We start from the raw sequence: 17,306 nt of genomic DNA, 5'->3' as shown, positions 1-17,306 counted from the left end.
TAGGGAATAGGGAATAGGGAATAGGGAAATATCCAAACCCAATGCCCGATGCCCAATCCCCCATCCCCAACTTTCCTTTTTCTTGATAGCATTTACCCAAGGAATTGATAAATGGAAACCATCAATCACACTCACGAACATACTCACACTCATCCTCATCCTAATTACCATCCACCTAATCAGAAAAAACGAGGGTGGTTCAACAATCTTCTGAATCCGTTGCGTGGTGTAGTGGATGGAATTCAGGTTAAAAATAATCGCATCGCTCATCTAATTTGCCAAACAATTCCTTGTTGTTGTCCTTTTGAGCGACAAATTAAATTATTTGGGAAGTGTATTGATATTCCACCACTATGTAAACTCAATCCTTTATATGACGAATTTGTAGGATTGCGTTTCCGCGCTCTATCTTACCTGACCGATGTCTGTGGAGAGGATGTCACAAAATACATTTGTTAGTCATTGGTCACTCGTACTGAGCGAAGCCGAAGTATTGGTCATTGGTCATTAGTTGTTAGTTATCCAAATGACAAATGACAAAGGACAATTAACAATTAAGAGAAGAGAGATGAAAAGCACCCAAGGTAAAATCAACGAGCTGCTGACTGAGACAGGATGCGAGCATAATCAGCACAAACAAGCCCAAAAGAAAAACAAATCATGCGCTCAACAGGCACAACCTGGCGCGGCTCAAGGGGGCTGTGCCTTTGATGGTGCAATGATTTCTCTAGTACCGATCGTAGATTCAGCGCATTTAGTCCACGGGCCGATCGCCTGTGCTGGTAATTCCTGGGGCAGTCGTGGTAGTCTGTCGTCTGGCCCTCTACTCTACAAAATGGGCTTTACGACTGACTTGGGTGAGAATGATGTCATCTTCGGTGGCGAAAAGAAACTCTATAAAGCGATTCTGGAACTCAAAGAGCGCTACCAACCAGCAGCAGTATTTGTTTACGCCACTTGCGTTACAGCCTTAATTGGCGATGATATGGATGCTGTCTGCAAAGCTGCGGCTGAGAAAATTGGTATTCCTGTTGTTCCAGTCATTGCCCCAGGATTCATTGGCAGTAAAAATCTGGGCAACCGTTTTGGCGGTGAAGCTTTGTTAGAATATGTTGTCGGAACAGCAGAACCGGAACATACAACGCCCTATGATATTAACTTAATCGGTGAATACAATATCGCCGGTGAGATGTGGGGAGTAACACCACTATTAAAAAAATTAGGCATCCGTATTTTGTCTAAAATTACGGGCGATGCTCGCTACGATGAAATTCGCTACGCCCACCGCGCAAAGCTCAACGTCATGATCTGCTCACGAGCGTTGCTGAATATGGCGAGAAAGATGGAGGAGCGTTACAACATCCCTTACATTGAAGAGTCTTTTTACGGCATCGATGATATGAATCGCTGTCTGCGAAATATCGCTGCTAAATTAGGCGATCGCGATCTACAAGAACGGACAGAAAAGCTAATTGCAGATGAAACGGCTGCTTTAGATTTGGCACTAGCTCCCTATCGCGCTCGACTCAAAGGTAAGCGCGTTGTTTTGTATACAGGTGGTGTCAAGAGTTGGTCGATTATTTCGGCTGCTAGAGACTTAGGCATTGAAGTTGTTGCTACTAGTACTCGCAAAAGTACTGAAGAAGATAAAGCCAAAATCAAGAAGTTGATTGGCAACGATGGCATCATGTTGGAGAAAGGCAACGCTCAAGAATTGCTACAACTGGTTAAAGACACTCGCGCAGATATGCTGATTGCTGGTGGACGTAACCAATACACAGCTTTGAAAGCTCGAATTCCTTTCCTTGATATCAACCAAGAACGCCACCATCCTTATGCAGGTTATGTAGGAATGATTGAGATGGCGCGGGAATTGTACGAAGCTTTGTATAGCCCGATTTGGGAACAAATACGCAAACCCGCTCCTTGGGAAGAAGAGGAGGAAGTTTAATGGCGATCGTTACCGCTTCTAACAAAGCACTGACAGTTAATCCCCTCAAGCAAAGTCAAGCTTTGGGCGCAACCTTAGCCTTTTTGGGATTGAAAGGGACGATGCCCTTATTCCACGGTTCTCAAGGTTGTACTGCTTTCGCCAAAGTTGTCTTAGTGCGGCATTTCCGGGAAGCGATTCCCCTTGCTACGACGGCGATGACGGAAGTCACTACTATTTTGGGTGGTGAAGAGAATGTGGAGCAAGCAATTCTCACTCTGGTAGAAAAAGCTAATCCAGAAATTATTGGTTTATGTAGTACTGGGTTAACGGAAACTAGAGGCGATGACATTGAAGGTTTTCTGAAGGAAATCCGCGATCGCCATCCCGAATTGAATGATTTAGCGATCGTTTTTGCGCCTACCCCAGATTTTAAAGGTGCGTTGCAAGATGGTTTTGCTGTCGCTGTCGAAAGCATAGTTAAGGAAATTCCTCGCGCGGGTGGACTCAGAACTGAACAAGTCACGATTTTGGCGGGTTCTGCTTTCACACCTGGGGATGTACAGGAAATCAAAGAGATAATCACATCTTTTGGATTAGTGCCGATCTTTGTACCTGATCTTGGTGCTTCTCTAGATGGACATTTAGAGGATAATTATAGTGCGGTTACAGTCAGTGGGACTACCTTAAAACAGCTACGAGAAGTCGGTAGTTCTGCCTTTACCCTGGCATTGGGTGAAAGTATGCGGGGGGCTGCCAAGATTCTCGAAGAACGCTTTGGCACACCTTATGAGGTGTTTGGCGAACTGACAGGATTGGAACCAGTAGATGAGTTTATCCAAGCATTGGCGATTCTGAGCGGTAATAGCGTACCGGAAAAATACCGCCGCCAACGCCGTCAGTTGCAAGATGCAATGTTGGACACTCACTTTTACTTTGGTGCAAAACGAGTTTCCTTAGCGCTGGAACCTGATTTGTTGTGGTCAACAGTGCATTTTCTGCAATCAATGGGAGCGCAAATTCATGCTGTGGTGACAACCACGCGATCGCACCTCTTGGAAAAACTCCCGGTTAAAAGTATCACCATCGGCGACTTAGAAGACTTTGATAGTTTAGCAGGTGGTTCTGATTTGCTGATTGGTAACTCGAATGTGGGTGCGATCGCAAAACGCCTTTCGATTCCTCTTTATCGTTTAGGATTGCCCATTTATGACCGCTTAGGTAATGGTCAATTTACCAAAGTTGGCTATCGAGGCACGATGGAACTTTTGTTTGGCATCGGCAACCTGTTTTTAGAGGCAGAAGAAGCGAGAGTTAAACAGTTCCAAGAGTTCGGAACTGTGAGCGCTGAGTTTTGAATTCACACTTGAAAATTCAAAACAGTTCAGTTAAGAATTGATCCTCCCTAACCCTCCTTTTTAAGGCGTGTATACACAAGTCGAATTACCCCCCTTAAGAAGGGGGGAAATAATAAATCTAGTTCCCTCCCCTTTATAAGGGGAGGGTTAGGGTGGGGTAAAACCTTGGTTAATCAGCTATTTCAGACTTGTGTATACACCGCAGCTTTTTAAGGGGGATCTTCCAAGGCTAAATATCACTAACTGAACCGTATTGCTTCAAAATTCAAAACTTTAGAGAGGAGAATTACAATGAAAATTGCCTTTACGACAAGTGACGGAGTTCATATTAATACTCACTTTGGAGGCTCAGAACAAATTGATATTTATGAAATTTCAGATGAAGGATATCAATTTGTAGAAAGCCTCAAATTTAATTATGAAATCCAAGAAGAGAATAATGAGGGTAAACTCGCACCAAAAATTGAAGCATTAGGTGACTGCACAATTATTTATGTTTTCGCAATTGGTGGTAGTGCTGCCGCTCGGTTAATCAAGAAAGGTGTCACGCCAGTGAAGGCGCGATCGGAAGAAGAAGAAATTAGTGAAGTGCTAAATAAGCTAGTGAAAACCCTCAAAGGTAATCCTCCACCTTGGTTGCGTAAAGCTTTGCAGCCAAAAACCACAAACTTTGCTGATGAAATTGAAGACGAAGCAACAGTATGACCGCAAATAATAGTGTTAACGGAACCGCTACAACTGAAGTCTTGAACTCACCTTTCCTGAAGGTATTAATCAAACAAATCCGTGGTCAAGACAGTTATGGAGTTTATCGTACTTGGTCGGATGAATTGATTCTCAAACCCTTTATTGTCACCAAACAAAAGAAACGGGAAATCTCCGTTGAGGGCGAAGTCGATCCGATCACACAAGCACGAATTATGGCATTTTTTCGGGCTGTAGCGGCTGGAATTGAACAAGAAACAGGCTTGATATCCCAGGTTGTAGTTGATTTGAGTCATGAAGGATTTGGCTGGGCGCTAGTTTTTTCTGGTCGTCTCTTGCTAGCTGTGAAAACCTTGCGAGATGCTCATCGCTTTGGCTTTGACTCAGTAGAGAAATTAGCAGAAGAGGGAGAAAACTACGTCAAAAAAGGTCTTGATTTGGCGAAACGCTTTCCTGAAGTTGGCAAACTTTAAGAGTGCTGAGTGCTGAGTGAAGAGTTAAGAGTAAATAGTGAAAAGTGATAAATTATAAAATATAAATTATATAATTTATAACTTCTAACTCATAACTTATAACTCATAACTCAGCACGGGCTAAACGCCCCGCTACCGCTAACAGCACTGAAAAAGGAGTGGCTGATTGTGCAAGCAGAAGAAACGAGTATTGAGGAACTACAAGGACAAATCCGACGGCTCAACAGCAAAGCAGGTCAAATGAAAATGGATCTGCATGATTTAGCTGAAGGACTGCCAACAGATTACACACAACTTATGGATGTTGCCGCCGCAACTTATGAAATCTATCGCCAGTTAGATGAACTTAAGCAACATCTGAAACAATTGGAGAATGCGAAATGACTGGAACAATTGATGAATTCAAGAAGCTCGTAGATGCAGAAGAATTTTTTCAATTCTTTAATATGCCCTACGATTTAGAAGTTGTGAATGTGCATCGTCTACATATTCTGAAAAAGTTTTCTCAACACATCCAGGAAATTGATGATAATTCTCCTGACTTGAGCGAAGAAGAGAAATTAAATCAATATTCTTTGGCTTTGCAAAAAGCTTATCAGTTATTTACCGAATCGACAGCTTACGAACAAAAGCTGTTCAAAGTGTTTAACGACAAGCCGAAAAATGTAGTCACACTGACAGAAATCACTTCTGATTAGGAGGTATAAATTGGTTAACCTAACGCCTACCGAATTAGAACGCTATCGTCGCCAAATGATGCTTCCGAATTTTGGCGAAACAGCACAGAAACGCCTGAAGTCAGCGACAGTTTTGGTTACAGGTGTGGGGGGATTAGGCGGTACGGCGGCGCTTTACTTAGCAGTAGCGGGCGTTGGGCGGCTAATCCTAGTCCGGGGTGGTGACTTACGGCTAGATGATATGAATCGTCAGGTTCTCATGACTGATGATTGGGTAGGTAAGCCAAGGGTATTCAAAGCTAAAGAAACTCTGGATGCGATTAATCCTGATGTCCAAGTGGAAGCTGTTCATGATTACATCACCCCGGAAAATGTAGATTCGTTAGTGCAGTCGGCTGATATGGCTCTTGATTGCGCCCACAACTTTACAGAGCGCAATTTGTTAAATGAAGCCTGTGTGCGATCGCGTAAGCCAATGGTAGAAGCCGCAATGAATGGAATGGAGGCTTACCTGACGACGATTATTCCTGGTGTGACTCCTTGTTTATCTTGTCTGTTTCCAGAAAAGCCTGAGTGGGATCAGCGCGGTTTTTCAGTTATAGGCGCTGTTTCTGGAACCCTAGCTTGTCTAACAGCACTGGAAGCTATCAAGCTGATCACTGGGTTTAGTCAGCCTCTATTGTCACAATTGCTGACAATTGACCTAAATCGGATGGAATTTGCTAAACGCCGTTCTTACCGCGATCGCTCTTGTCCAGTATGCGGCAATAGTGCGCCTTGGAGACACGCGCAATCTAATTCGATGGAACCCACAGGTATTACACAAAATAGTCATTAGTCATTGGTCATTAGTAAATAACAAATGACAACTGACAAATAACAACCCACACCTGAAATCAGAACAACTAATCGCTACAAATCAGGAGACTTAATGGCCGTTATTTTATCAGAAAAAGCAGAATTTCATCTGCGGGCATTTCTTAAAGGTTCCGCACCCGACGCTAATGGCGCAACTAAAGGTGTCCGCATCTCTGTAAAAGATGGTGGTTGCAGTGGCTATGAATATGCAATTGATATCACCAGCAAACCCCAACCAGATGATTTGGTAAGTCACCAAGGCAAAGTGGTAGTTTACGTTGATGCCAAAAGCGCGCCGTTATTAGACGGAGTTATCGTTGACTTCGTTGAGGGAGTGATGGAAAGCGGTTTTAAATTCATCAACCCCAACGCAACTGATACCTGCGGTTGTGGAAAGTCCTTCAAAACAGACGACGGTACGCCTACTGGTGTACCTTGCAGCTAACATCATTCCGTTAGCGCCAAGTTTGATCGTAGAGGCTTCCCATAGATGCGGTAAGCGTTCGCGGAGCGTCTCTAAGAGTTGCCGTCGCAGGCTTATCCCCTTGCCTTGAGGCAGCTTCTCGTTCGCGTTGCATCCCTTACCTCTATAGAGAAGCCAACTAAACTTTGCATCTCCGCAAGAAAGAGGGGAGCAAAAAGTAGGATAGGTTGCTCAAAAACTTCGGAAATTAAACCAACTGTATAACGTTTGAGGAGAATCGGAAAATGGCTTCCTACCAAGTTAGATTAATCAACAAAAAAGAAGACCTCGACACCACAATCGAAGTTGAAGAAGACACTACCATCTTAGAAGCAGCAGAAGAAAATGGTATTGAGTTGCCCTTTTCATGTCATGCAGGCTCTTGCTCTAGCTGTGTTGGTAAAGTTGTCGAAGGTGAAGTTAATCAAGACGATCAAAACTTCCTGGATGACGATCAGGTTTCTAAAGGATACGCTCTACTTTGTGTAACTTATCCTCGTTCTAATTGCACAATCAAAACACATCAAGAAGCGTATCTCGTATAAAGTATTACTTTGGCTGCTGTCTTTGGCAACCAAATAAAGCATGAAGGATGAAGGATGAAGGATGAAAATATACCTTCCTTCTTCCCTTCAAAATTATTAATTTATAATTCAAATGTTTACCCCTTTTAGTATTACTGGCTGTTCATTAGAATTATTGAAAACAGGAGAGCGAGGAATCGTCACCTTTTGTAAAAGTCAGGATGAAAGCATCTTAAACAGACTGATATCAATAGGGATAACTCCCGAAGCCACTATTACTTTAGAACAAAACTTTCCATCATTCCTTATTAAAATATAAAACACATCTTTAGCACTAGATACAGAAACCATCCAAGCTATTTATATCCACATTCTTGATAATTGAATTCATTTAAATGTACAATAAATAATATTTTCATGAACAAAAATTTTTGACTCCTAATTAAGACCATACATAGCAATTACGAATTACGTTAGCGCAACGTTAGCGAGTCTTGCCTACAGCACGCCAAGGGCGAACGAGCGTCATTACGAATTACGAATTAAATTGACCTCACTCCTATATTAATTTAAGGAGTGAGGTCATTAAATTGAGAGATATAAATGCAATTCGGTATTAGAGATAGAGCCGCTTGCAATAAAAGGCAACTTGCCTATTTTTACTCAACAGCAACTATCACATCTGATGATTTAATCACGGCATAAGCTTCCTTGCCTTCTGCAAGTCCCAGCTTTTCTGCTGATGATTTTGTGATTATTGACACTAACTCTACTCCTGGTGCAATTTCTAAAATTACCTCAGTGTTAACTGTACCAGGCACAACTTTTTTTACAGTACCTTTAAGAGAATTACGAGCGCTAATTTCCATGTTTTGTATGTGTTTTACTTATTTATACTTAAATAAGTTAGCAAATTTGGCTTGAAAAAAGAAAATGTTTTAAATTTCTTAATAAGTCTTAGATGTATAAAGTAAATCTCAACATCATAAGTCAGTTTTATTAAACACAAGATTTAATGGAAAAGTGGCATCAAATTTTAGCAAGACAATGGGCTTAAAATCATTGTTAAAACTAGGGAAACTTACACAAAAATCTACTATTTAGGCAAAGATTCTATCTGCTATTAGTCTAGATAATGAAATTAGATTGTAAAATATACTGCATTTTAATTGTTTTTAAATATTTTTTCCTAGATATATCTAGGGATCTTTATAAATGATTCATAATTCCAAATTATGAGAGTGATAATATATAACTAAGCTAAATTGTTGCTAGTTAACTTAGTACTCAAGCAAACCAAAATAAAATTGCTGGATGAGGGCAAAGAGTAGTAAGTGGGGAAAAATTTTTTCGTTTTATCAAACTTTTAAATACCTAGCAAAGTTACTTTGGCAAACAACTAGACTTTAGCTACTCGTATAAAATTTTAAAATAATGGTGGATAATGCCTACCATTAAGTTTTCCAAGCATAAAATTGCTTAAAAAATACTTAATCGTGTGAGGTTAAAAGAATAATCATGAGTCAATTAAATAGACAAGACTTGAGTGAAGCAACAACTCAATGGCTAGTAGCAAAAGGCTATAACCCTGGGGATTTAAATCAGCCAGGAGAAAATGGCGATACAGCTTTGATGAAAGCTACAAGAGAGGGAGTTTATGCAGTCGTTAAAGAACTCATTGATGCAGGCGCGGATATCAATGCTCTAAATAGCGATCGCAACAATGCTTTGTGGTTTGCTTGTTTTGGTAATCACTACGATTTAATTAATTTACTGCTTGCTAGCAAGATTAACATTAACAACCAAAATGATAACGGTGCAACAGTTTTAATGTACGCAGCTTCAGCCGGAAAGACAGAAGTAGTCAAGCTACTTTTACAACATCATCCTAATTTATATTTAAAAAACTTAGATGACTATAAAGCGATAGATTTTGCTAGCAACGTAGAAGTTTTAAGGATACTTAAAAATGCCATCAAGTCAGATGTCGGGCAAAGCCTATCATGACGCTACCAAGCATTCTTACTTATCGGTACAACTTGACCCAAATTATGTAGATGCTTCAACACAGCCATCTGCATTTAAAGTTTATCCCAAGTTTTATCGGAGAGTGAAATTAAATCTCAATAATCCTGTTCATGCTTTTATCTCATTAAGCAGTGCGATCACCCTGGAAAAGGTGTATAAAGATGGCCCATTAAAACTGCGGGTAAATCCATCAGCAGGCGCTCTGTATCCTACAGAAGTTTACGTACAGGTTCGTGGGGTTGAGGGAATAGTAAACGGTGTATACCATCTAGAAGTTGAGAATAATTGTCTAACTCTCATATACGAATTAATTGATGATGGGTTAGAGAATTATATTATACCGGGTAAAAGTATCAACGGATTCATCTTTTTAATTAGTTGTGTTTATTATAGGTCTAGCTGGAAATATCAAAATAGAAGCATCAGGTATTGCTTCTTAGATAGCGGACACCATTTAGGTGCAGTTGCAGCTTCAGCTTTTCTCCACAACCGAGATATACAACTAATTTTTGACTTTGATAAACTCACTCTCAGTTCAGATTTGGGATTTGAGAATAAAGAGTTTATTACTGCTTGCGCGGTGTCAGGAGAAATACAAGACAAGAAAATCAGAAGCTTAAGGCTGAAAGTTCCTTTTGTCTCTGGTACTGATTATTTTGAATCTAATCAATTTATTGAAGATGCCTATCAAGCAACTACTCTACAAAATAGTAACCAGCAGAAATTAGAGTATCCTCAATTTGACTTTGACAAGGATAAACTTTATCAAGTTGTTTGGAATAGACGTTCTATTAGACGTTTCCGGAAAGAAGCTATTTCTCAAGAAGATTATCTATATGTAGTACAACAACTTCAGCAGTCAATACCGACAGAAAACTATGAGAACATAGAAATTTACTCAGTGGTGCATCGAGTAGAGGGAATGACACCTGGGTTATATAAAGGTACGTATCTGGTTAAAGCGGGTAACTTTAGTGAAAAGACAGGTTACTTATGTATTAATCAAGCTATTGCTAGAGATGGCGCTGTAACTTTATTTTTTGTGTCAGATTATTTAAACTATCAAACTGCTATGCAAATAGCTGGTTTTCTTGGACAAAGGCTTTATTTAACTAGTAATTATTTGGGGATTCAGTGTAGTGGTATTGGTGCTTATTATGATGACGAAACCCAAGAATTATTAGAAACAAATAAAGATGTACTTTATGGAATGGTGATTGGAATATAAGCAGGAAGCGAAAGAGAGATGGCTAGAAAGATGTATTACTTAAATGGTGATGACTCACATCCAATACAACCGACATCGGCAGATATTATACTGCGTCAGCAACTAGAGTATTCTATTAGTAGATACTTTTATGAAGCTTGCGATCGCACAATCCAAAATCTGTTATCTAATTGTCGGTGGTATGTCACAACCCATGCTAATGCTCTAACATTGGTAATTGAATGTCCCGATCAAGTTACTAATTGGCGTGTTCTGCAAAAAATCGTGCCAATGGGGACATTGCTACATGGTATTGTTAGCAGTGCTAAAATCCGTGTTTGTCCACCAGAAAGTCAAGGTGTACCTTTTGAAATGAGAGTAGATGAACTTTCTGTTTATCGGGATTGGGCGTGATTTGATTTTGGATTTTGTGTTAGTTAATATTCTGCGTGATAAGTGCAGCTACCTCTTCAAAAACTAAATCAGCAGAATGTTTGATAGCAGGGCTTAATTCCAGTCCCAAAGCAAGATTTGCCGCCTCAATTAAATAAACTGTCACATCTTCGGGAAAGTCATTGTGAAAGATTTTCCGTCCGGCGGCTAAAGCATTATCCCAACGAAAATCGTGCAAGTTATAACTAGGTTCGGGCATTGCTTCCAGTTCTTTTCCTGGAACTTTAAACACAGCACCCGGTTCAGAACCAGTTGAACTTGCATCAATAATTACTAATTGTTTACTACCTCTAGCTTGAAACATTACTTCCATCCCTGCGGTGCCACAGTCATAAACTCGCACATGAGGATGAGGGTTTTCAGCTAGATATTTTTGTAAGCGTTGGGCAATGATTACGCCTACTGCGTCGTCACTGCGATTGAGATTGCCGCAACCAATAATAGTGAGCATGGGATGAGATTTAAAAGTTTTAAGCGGTTGCAAATTCAGTCAAAGCGCGTAGTTTACCGCCGTAGGCATCGCTTGGAGGATGGAAAGCTAACACAATATCAGTTTGAGGAACACCTGCGTCTAATAATTCTGTGGCGATACCCTCTTCAGTCCAATCTTCTTCAATCCAAATTTTGTTATTTTTAATCCGAATATGTATAGTAGTGCCTTTAATTCGACGATTTTTTTGCCAGCCAACCTGGAACCATAGATATTGATCGCGTTCATTATCAAGTGATAAAAGGCTCTCTAGGTCGTCATCAGGTGAGCTATTGCAGAGGCGGTCATATTCTATGAGAATATTTTTAATGATATTTCTATAGTGATTTAGTTTATCCATTGAACTATTACCTCACTTTCTACATCTACAACTATGTATTACTATAATCAAGTAATTTATGATAGACAGAAGCTTTGTTTGCGACGAATGATATTCGCAAACAAAGCTTTTTGTCTAAAATTCAAAATATAGACAAAGCCTCTGAAAAACTAAATTATCAGCAGGAAACTAGAACTCAACACCATGTTTCTTGGCAATTTCATTCAGTTTATCATACTGATCTTGTGACACTTTAGTTAATATCTCTTCAGCTTGTTCTTTAGTACTTCCCTCTTTAGGAATTAAATACTTAATATAAAGAGACACAAAATCGGCTGCGATCGCTAAACCGGATAAAGCGTGTTTATCAGCTTCTTTGCCTGCGATCGCAGCTACTAAACCAGCTTTAATTGGGTCTGGTTTAACTTTCATGAACTGCTCGACAAGTTTAGGAACATAGTCTTCTGGTGGCAAATTATCTAACTTACTTCTATCAGGAGTAAAGTTACATTCTGCGGCTTTTGCTTGCTCTAAAACACACCATTCTATGTATTCTTGCAATGCTGCATCGGGAACGCGAGGGAGATAATTATGTAGCGCTAAATCAGACACAAGCTTACCGTGTAAATTGCTGTTTTATGCAAATGCATTAAGGCAAGCCTAACCCACTATTTCTATAAGTTTTAGTGTGGTACGCTACGAGTTTTGAATATAAGGCATTGGGAATAGGACATTTAGGACATTGGGAATAGGTTATTTCTCCTTCATTTTCCCTAAATTTATCTTTTGGGCGATCGCTTAGGTAGATGGCTAATCCAGTAAGCTGTAATTAACACTAGTTTGAGAAATGGAGCGCGAAACATGACACTCACTGAGCTACTTCCTGCTGTCAGGAAACTCTCTATATCAGAAAAAATTAAGCTAATCCGTATTTTGGCGGAAGAATTGGATACCAACAAAGATATTTCACCTCTCGAACCATTTAAAACCTATGATTTGCCTACACCCTACAATTCGTTTGGTGCAGGTGAAATTCTCATGCAAGCCTTGAAACAGGAAGATTAGGTCTGACCACATGCGATTCAAATACTCGACCACTGACCCTTCCCAAAATGAGTTTGACAGTTTGCCACGGATTCCACTTTGTCTTCGTCAGGGTGATCAAGCTGTTGAAGCTCTTGGAAGTGTTAATGCAAAAAAACTTCCGCACCCTTAATTGTAAAGTAATGTTGTAATCAGCCCAGGGTAAGTCTGCTAAGAAGCGTTCATAGCGACTATGAATTTTATGAGTTGGTTGGTTACAAACTGGACAATTAACTACTCTATTGATGGCGGAAACAATCAACTTTATCTGAGTTTTTATCTCGTCAAGTTGGCAATTCTCAAGTTTCAGATTGTTTGAATCTGGTAAGAGGTGAGTTAGCACCGACATAGGGCTTGCTGAGCCTTATCCCTCAAATGTTTGATGGAGTGAAGTTTGAAGTATCTCAATTATATCTTTCTGACTTCCGACTTCTGCCTTCTGCCCTCTGCCTTCCCCAACCAAGATCACCAAAAGTTGCCAAGAACCAAATTATGCTTTAAAAAGTTCGATGGTTAGAAAAAGACAAAAAGCTTTGTAAGATTTGTCCTAAAGCATTGAGTTTCATCCAGCCGTAGATATACTTCGCTCCTCATTCTGCCCTTATGCTCTCTCCATAGAGATTTTTTTTTGAAGTCAACAAGACGCGCTAAATTTACACTTAGTAGTCCACTAGACTAACTTTGATAGATAAATAAGTTCATAATAAGGACTTTAGTTCTTAATTTGAGCGCTAAAGTACTCACTACGAACCTTGTAAACTTGACTTGATAGACTCTAGCTATGTTGTGCGATCGCATTAGCTTGAGTACATAAGTTAAATTAATAAAAAAGCTTGTATCGATGAATCAAAGCCTAAGTGTTGCTCCCAGCCTGGAAGAACACACTCATGAAAATCCTGTTGTCAACAAACAACAGGTATTTACGAAGCAACTAATTGTCCTCGTCTTGGAAATGCTTCTGGCATTACCTCTGGGTTTACTCCTCGCCAAGTTCCAAATTGGCAGGATTGCCTGGATATTTGGCGGGATTGCTGCTGGTACGGTAGTTCTTCAAGGGTGTCGAATTTTTTATCAATATTCTCCCCAGCCTAATCGCACTGCCAGAAAAGTGGGAATGGCACTTGTAGGCTTAACTGTCGGCGCTTCCAATACCCACGGTAATCTAGCTAGTGTTGCTTCTGGTATTCCCATATTTATTTTTCTGACCTTGTTTCTCCTGCTGAGTGGAAGTTGTATTGGTTATATGTATGCCCGCCTCAGCAAAACCAACCTATTAACAGCAATGCTGGCTACTGTTCCTGGTGGTGTCGGAATTATGGCAGCGATCGCAGCCGATTACAATAAAAATGTCAGCTTAGTTGCCCTAGTTCAGGCGATTCGCGTCACTTCAGTAGTTGTTTTGATCCCCTTCATCGCTAAGACATCAGCCAGTAATTACTACCCGCAAACGCTCCCAATCAACCCTGATTGGCTCAATCTCGATCCATCTCAACTAGAATTACTCTTGTTAATACTCCTAATCACTGCATTAGTAGTTTATCCAGCTATATTATTTAAAATTCCCGCAGGCGATTTCTTTGGTGCATTGTTGATTGGTATCGGGTTTAATCCTTTGCTACATTGGCTGCCTTTTGTGGGTGATATTAGTTTTAGTCCGCCGCCTTTAATTAACTTATTGGGTCAAATGCTCCTGGGAATTACTATTGGTGAGTATTGGGGAGACAAACCCAACTTTCAGAAGCGGACTGTCGGCTATGCCTTGATGTCTGTAGGGATGACCCTCATCGCCGGAGCGATCGCTGCTATACTTGCGATGCAATTCACCTCTTGGGATTGGTTAACCTGTTTGCTAGTCACAGCACCAGGAGGATCGGCAGAAATGATCTTGGTTTCCCTGGCATTAAATCATAATGTTGAAATTGTGACAACTGGTCATTTAGTGCGACTAATTGCGATTAATAGTTCCCTACCTCTTTGGGTATTTTTGTTTCGCCGTCTAGATGAGCAACTTTCTGAATCAGTTTAATTGATGAAGGTATTGGGAATTGGGAATTGGGAATTAGGCACTGGTACTGAGCGCAGTCGTACTCCTTTGGAGAAGCATAGCCTCTCGTAGAGAAGTATGGGGCATTAGTTTTTGACAAATGACAAATGACAAAAATGCAACTTGAATGCTGGTTAGCTTATCCTTTTGTTATCCAAACACTAAGGATGCTTTAGATGGTTGCTCAAATCCAAGAACTTGAAGCGCAGCACTGGGTTAAAACTCGTTCTTCCCTCGACCCTAGCGAATCAACTTTCCTGATTTGGAAAGGTAAGATTTATGCCTTTATCCCCGGCGAGAAAAGACAACTCCTATTTAAAATCCTGGGATTGAGTGTTAGCCGATGTATTCCCACAGCAGAGGGTAGCTGGGATTTTACTTCTAGAGAACTGACTTACTACCTCAACCCAAAAACAGATGAAATCTTACGCAAATGGGAGAATCCTTGGACAAGCGAGACAGTTCCAGTAATTCACGTTGCCAATAATCCAGTGCAGGGGAAGTTTGAGGGAAATTTCCCCGCACAAGTAGATGGTGACAGCACAACCTTCGTTTTTGACATATTTCCCTATTACCCCAATCCCCTAGCAGACGATCGCAAATTTGCCGAATATAGCCCAAATCCAATTTATCAGGCGGCAGAATTGTTTAAATTGACTGTGCCAACCGCAGATTTATTCAACTCAGCGCTTCCCTCAGTTTCTGAACTCAAACTGAGTTGGGATCGTATTGGTCAATGGCTTCCTTGGATGAAAATGGGCGATCGCCCCGGTCAACTAATCTACAGTGCTGTTGGCAGTAAAGTCAATGGTTTAACAGAACTGCCCTCACTGCTGCAAGACGAAATTAATAACCGTATTCCTCTATATAAACAAGCTCCAAAAGCATTGATAGATGGAGAAGATATGACTTCCTGGTTGTACTTTCAAAAGCACTTTGAGGCTTACTTAGCTGGTGAAATCTTCCCACTTCCCCAAGCAGAAGAGTTGTAAATTACAGCAGTTTTCATATATTTGAAGCACATCTGTCGTAGGGGCAATTCATGAATTGCCCCTACAGCGTGGTCTATTTACCTGAAAATAGCTGTAACTTGAGGACACGCGAAGAGAGATAATTTAGAGTTTGTTGACTATATCTATATATAGATAAACATATAGATAAACGAGAGTTCGATAAACCTTTCCCTGCCTTAACCTTGTGTTCCGATTTTTCCCTCTCCGCCTCGGAGAAGGACAGATTTTGCCTAGCAAAACCAGGGAGAGGTCTTGTTATTAGTCTGATTAGACAGCAACTATATGAACTGTCAAACTGTTCTTCAATCAAATTTCGCCTCTTGTCCTGAACAATCAAATAGATGTAAACCTAACCTTTGGGAAAGTTCTTCACATACCTTCACCCCGCGCACACTATTACCACGCACATCTAGCAGGGGCGAAAAAACCCCAATACCCATCTTATTGGGTACAACGGCGATAATCCCACCACAAACTCCACTTTTTGCCGGAATACCAATTTTATAAGCCCACTCACCTGCAAAGTTGTACATTCCACAGGTATACATCACACTCAGAATATCTTTGATGTAACGCTTATCTACCGCCTGTTCTTTGGTGATGGGGTTCATACCTTTGTTAGCTAGAGTAGCCGCCATCACTGCTAAGTCTTCGCAATTCACTATCACAGCACATTGCTGGAAATAAAGATCCAGCGACTCTTCAATATTCCGGTCAATCATACCAAAGTTGAGCATCAGATGCGCCATTGCACGGTTGCGATGTCCGGTACTGCGTTCTGAGGTAAAAACTGAAATGTCAACGAACACGTCCCGGCCGATATATCGCTTGTACATATCCAGCATTCGGTTAAGACGTTCCGTTGGACCAGAACCTTTGATTAAGCTAGTGGTTGCGATCGCACCAGCGTTTACCATTGGGTTATAAGGTCGCTTCGATTGCTCATCTAAAACGATCGCGTTGAATGCATCGCCCGTCGGTTCTACGCTAACTCTAGTTAAAACGTAATCCAGTCCATGATCTTCTAAGGCAAGTCCATAAGCAAACACTTTGGAAATCGACTGAATGGTAAAGAGTTGGTCGTAATCGCCAACTTTGTAAATCTGACCATCTACTGTGACAATGCAAATGCTGAACAAATCCGGGTTTACCTTGGCCAATTCTGGAATATATTTCGCTACTGCACCCTCTTGCAGTAACTTGTACTGAGAATGCAATTCCTGAAGAACAGCTAATAATGGCGATGAATCTATTTCTAAATCTCTTTGATTTACTTGGCTTGTCATCACGGTGATAGCACTCCCCAAAATACTCACTATATATAGTAGGGGTGCAGCCGTACATACTTACAGCCGCAAAGATTTTGGACAAGATAGCTTGCTCTAAAAAATCATCCTTGAGCAATTACTTAGTACCAAAAATGGCTATTGTTATTTTTGATACCGCTAAAAGTTGATCTACAAGCGATCGCGAAGATTTCCTAATTTTTTCATCATTAATCACAAGAAATATTAAGTTGAGTATACTTCTTTATTTTATACTCAGTAATACGGTAATTGCAAGTTATATTTATCACTCTTCTACGTTTAGTCATGGGGAATAAAAGTCATGATTAATCTAAGTAGAAAAAACATCTTAAACTCAAACTAATTTGCATAATTATTGTAGATGTAACTCATAT

The 17,306-nt window shown here is 40.5% G+C and carries 24 protein-coding genes; 17 read left to right on the top strand and 7 right to left on the bottom strand.

The window, feature by feature from the left end:
- Positions 1–111: 111 nt before the first annotated feature.
- From FBB35_RS14990 to FBB35_RS14950, 9 genes are all read left to right on the top strand, one after another.
- The gene (locus FBB35_RS14990) at positions 112–459 is read left to right on the top strand and encodes a Mo-dependent nitrogenase C-terminal domain-containing protein (RefSeq protein WP_174710318.1); all 348 of its coding nucleotides are present in this window, start codon (positions 112–114) and stop codon (positions 457–459) included.
- A gap of 109 nt (positions 460–568) precedes the next feature.
- Positions 569–1,951, top strand: a complete 1,383-nt coding sequence (gene nifE, locus FBB35_RS14985) for a nitrogenase iron-molybdenum cofactor biosynthesis protein NifE (protein ID WP_174710316.1) — start codon at positions 569–571, stop codon at positions 1,949–1,951.
- Entirely contained in the window at positions 1,951–3,288 is a 1,338-nt protein-coding gene (nifN, locus tag FBB35_RS14980; RefSeq protein ID WP_174710314.1) for a nitrogenase iron-molybdenum cofactor biosynthesis protein NifN, read from the top strand. Before nifE ends, nifN begins: the two co-directional genes overlap by 1 nt.
- Positions 3,289–3,579: 291 nt before the next feature.
- The gene (gene nifX / locus FBB35_RS14975) at positions 3,580–3,993 is read left to right on the top strand and encodes a nitrogen fixation protein NifX (protein ID WP_174710313.1); all 414 of its coding nucleotides are present in this window, start codon (positions 3,580–3,582) and stop codon (positions 3,991–3,993) included.
- Entirely contained in the window at positions 3,990–4,466 is a 477-nt protein-coding gene (locus tag FBB35_RS14970) for a NifX-associated nitrogen fixation protein (RefSeq protein WP_174710311.1), read from the top strand. The genes nifX and FBB35_RS14970 overlap by 4 nt, the downstream gene beginning before the upstream one ends.
- A 168-nt stretch (positions 4,467–4,634) precedes the next feature.
- On the top strand, positions 4,635–4,850 hold the full coding sequence (locus FBB35_RS14965) for a CCE_0567 family metalloprotein (RefSeq protein ID WP_174710309.1): 216 nt from the start codon (positions 4,635–4,637) through the stop codon (positions 4,848–4,850).
- Positions 4,847–5,164, top strand: coding sequence for a nitrogenase-stabilizing/protective protein NifW (gene nifW / locus FBB35_RS14960; RefSeq protein ID WP_174710308.1), 318 nt, complete (start codon positions 4,847–4,849; stop codon positions 5,162–5,164). The genes FBB35_RS14965 and nifW overlap by 4 nt, the downstream gene beginning before the upstream one ends.
- Before the next feature lie 10 nt (positions 5,165–5,174).
- Positions 5,175–5,981 carry a HesA/MoeB/ThiF family protein gene (locus FBB35_RS14955; protein ID WP_174710306.1) on the top strand — a complete coding sequence of 269 codons (807 nt, stop codon included), beginning with the start codon at positions 5,175–5,177 and terminating at the stop codon, positions 5,979–5,981.
- A 93-nt stretch (positions 5,982–6,074) separates the two neighbouring features.
- The gene (locus tag FBB35_RS14950; protein WP_094339971.1) at positions 6,075–6,446 is read left to right on the top strand and encodes an iron-sulfur cluster assembly accessory protein; all 372 of its coding nucleotides are present in this window, start codon (positions 6,075–6,077) and stop codon (positions 6,444–6,446) included.
- A 10-nt stretch (positions 6,447–6,456) separates the two neighbouring features.
- Here the strand turns inward: FBB35_RS14950 and FBB35_RS35480 are convergent, their stop codons facing one another.
- The gene (locus FBB35_RS35480) at positions 6,457–6,579 is read right to left on the bottom strand and encodes a hypothetical protein (RefSeq protein WP_302480972.1); all 123 of its coding nucleotides are present in this window, start codon (positions 6,577–6,579) and stop codon (positions 6,457–6,459) included.
- A gap of 130 nt (positions 6,580–6,709) precedes the next feature.
- Here FBB35_RS35480 and FBB35_RS14945 point away from each other — a divergent pair, with 130 nt between their 5' ends.
- The gene (locus FBB35_RS14945) at positions 6,710–7,009 is read left to right on the top strand and encodes a 2Fe-2S iron-sulfur cluster-binding protein (RefSeq protein ID WP_118163710.1); all 300 of its coding nucleotides are present in this window, start codon (positions 6,710–6,712) and stop codon (positions 7,007–7,009) included.
- A gap of 112 nt (positions 7,010–7,121) precedes the next feature.
- The gene (locus tag FBB35_RS14940; protein ID WP_368041837.1) at positions 7,122–7,307 is read left to right on the top strand and encodes a FeoA family protein; all 186 of its coding nucleotides are present in this window, start codon (positions 7,122–7,124) and stop codon (positions 7,305–7,307) included.
- 340 nt (positions 7,308–7,647) lie between these two features.
- Here FBB35_RS14940 and FBB35_RS14935 read toward each other — a convergent pair whose 3' ends face one another.
- Entirely contained in the window at positions 7,648–7,857 is a 210-nt protein-coding gene (locus FBB35_RS14935) for a molybdopterin-binding protein (RefSeq protein WP_012407186.1), read from the bottom strand.
- A gap of 649 nt (positions 7,858–8,506) precedes the next feature.
- Here FBB35_RS14935 and FBB35_RS14930 point away from each other — a divergent pair.
- From FBB35_RS14930 to FBB35_RS14920, 3 genes are read left to right on the top strand one after another with little or no spacing between them, the layout of a single operon-like run.
- Entirely contained in the window at positions 8,507–8,995 is a 489-nt protein-coding gene (locus FBB35_RS14930; protein WP_174710305.1) for an ankyrin repeat domain-containing protein, read from the top strand.
- Positions 8,958–10,244 (top strand): nitroreductase family protein, encoded by a 1,287-nt coding sequence (locus tag FBB35_RS14925; RefSeq protein WP_174710303.1) that lies wholly within the window; start codon positions 8,958–8,960, stop codon positions 10,242–10,244. Before FBB35_RS14930 ends, FBB35_RS14925 begins: the two co-directional genes overlap by 38 nt.
- Before the next feature lie 18 nt (positions 10,245–10,262).
- The gene (locus FBB35_RS14920; protein ID WP_174710301.1) at positions 10,263–10,637 is read left to right on the top strand and encodes a hypothetical protein; all 375 of its coding nucleotides are present in this window, start codon (positions 10,263–10,265) and stop codon (positions 10,635–10,637) included.
- A 19-nt stretch (positions 10,638–10,656) separates the two neighbouring features.
- On the opposite strand, the gene FBB35_RS14915 is transcribed toward FBB35_RS14920, so the two are convergent.
- The 3 genes from FBB35_RS14915 to FBB35_RS14905 form a co-directional block, all read right to left on the bottom strand.
- Positions 10,657–11,127, bottom strand: a complete 471-nt coding sequence (locus tag FBB35_RS14915; RefSeq protein WP_174710300.1) for a hydrogenase maturation protease — start codon at positions 11,125–11,127, stop codon at positions 10,657–10,659.
- 19 nt (positions 11,128–11,146) lie between these two features.
- Positions 11,147–11,506 carry a XisI protein gene (locus FBB35_RS14910; RefSeq protein WP_174710298.1) on the bottom strand — a complete coding sequence of 120 codons (360 nt, stop codon included), beginning with the start codon at positions 11,504–11,506 and terminating at the stop codon, positions 11,147–11,149.
- A gap of 168 nt (positions 11,507–11,674) precedes the next feature.
- Positions 11,675–12,097 carry a hypothetical protein gene (locus FBB35_RS14905; RefSeq protein ID WP_174710297.1) on the bottom strand — a complete coding sequence of 141 codons (423 nt, stop codon included), beginning with the start codon at positions 12,095–12,097 and terminating at the stop codon, positions 11,675–11,677.
- A 249-nt stretch (positions 12,098–12,346) separates the two neighbouring features.
- Between FBB35_RS14905 and FBB35_RS14900 the strand changes: the two genes are divergently transcribed.
- On the top strand, positions 12,347–12,550 hold the full coding sequence (locus FBB35_RS14900; RefSeq protein WP_099103703.1) for a hypothetical protein: 204 nt from the start codon (positions 12,347–12,349) through the stop codon (positions 12,548–12,550).
- Here FBB35_RS14900 and FBB35_RS34700 read toward each other — a convergent pair.
- The gene (locus FBB35_RS34700; RefSeq protein WP_254625949.1) at positions 12,522–12,917 is read right to left on the bottom strand and encodes a transposase family protein; all 396 of its coding nucleotides are present in this window, start codon (positions 12,915–12,917) and stop codon (positions 12,522–12,524) included. The genes FBB35_RS14900 and FBB35_RS34700 overlap by 29 nt on opposite strands.
- Positions 12,918–13,409: 492 nt before the next feature.
- Between FBB35_RS34700 and FBB35_RS14890 the strand changes: the two genes are divergently transcribed.
- Both FBB35_RS14890 and FBB35_RS14885 read left to right on the top strand, forming a co-directional pair.
- Positions 13,410–14,594, top strand: a complete 1,185-nt coding sequence (locus FBB35_RS14890; RefSeq protein WP_174710295.1) for an AbrB family transcriptional regulator — start codon at positions 13,410–13,412, stop codon at positions 14,592–14,594.
- A gap of 194 nt (positions 14,595–14,788) precedes the next feature.
- Positions 14,789–15,604 carry a DUF1838 domain-containing protein gene (locus tag FBB35_RS14885; protein ID WP_174710293.1) on the top strand — a complete coding sequence of 272 codons (816 nt, stop codon included), beginning with the start codon at positions 14,789–14,791 and terminating at the stop codon, positions 15,602–15,604.
- Positions 15,605–15,927: 323 nt separating this feature from the next.
- Here FBB35_RS14885 and glsA read toward each other — a convergent pair whose 3' ends face one another.
- Entirely contained in the window at positions 15,928–16,911 is a 984-nt protein-coding gene (gene glsA, locus FBB35_RS14880; RefSeq protein ID WP_174710292.1) for a glutaminase A, read from the bottom strand.
- Positions 16,912–17,306 lie beyond the last annotated feature (395 nt).

Source organism: Nostoc sp. TCL240-02 (assembly GCF_013343235.1).
In the GTDB taxonomy this organism is placed as follows: domain Bacteria; phylum Cyanobacteriota; class Cyanobacteriia; order Cyanobacteriales; family Nostocaceae; genus Nostoc.
Note: the sequence above shows the minus strand (reverse complement) of the source record. Positions and strands in the feature narration are given on the sequence as shown.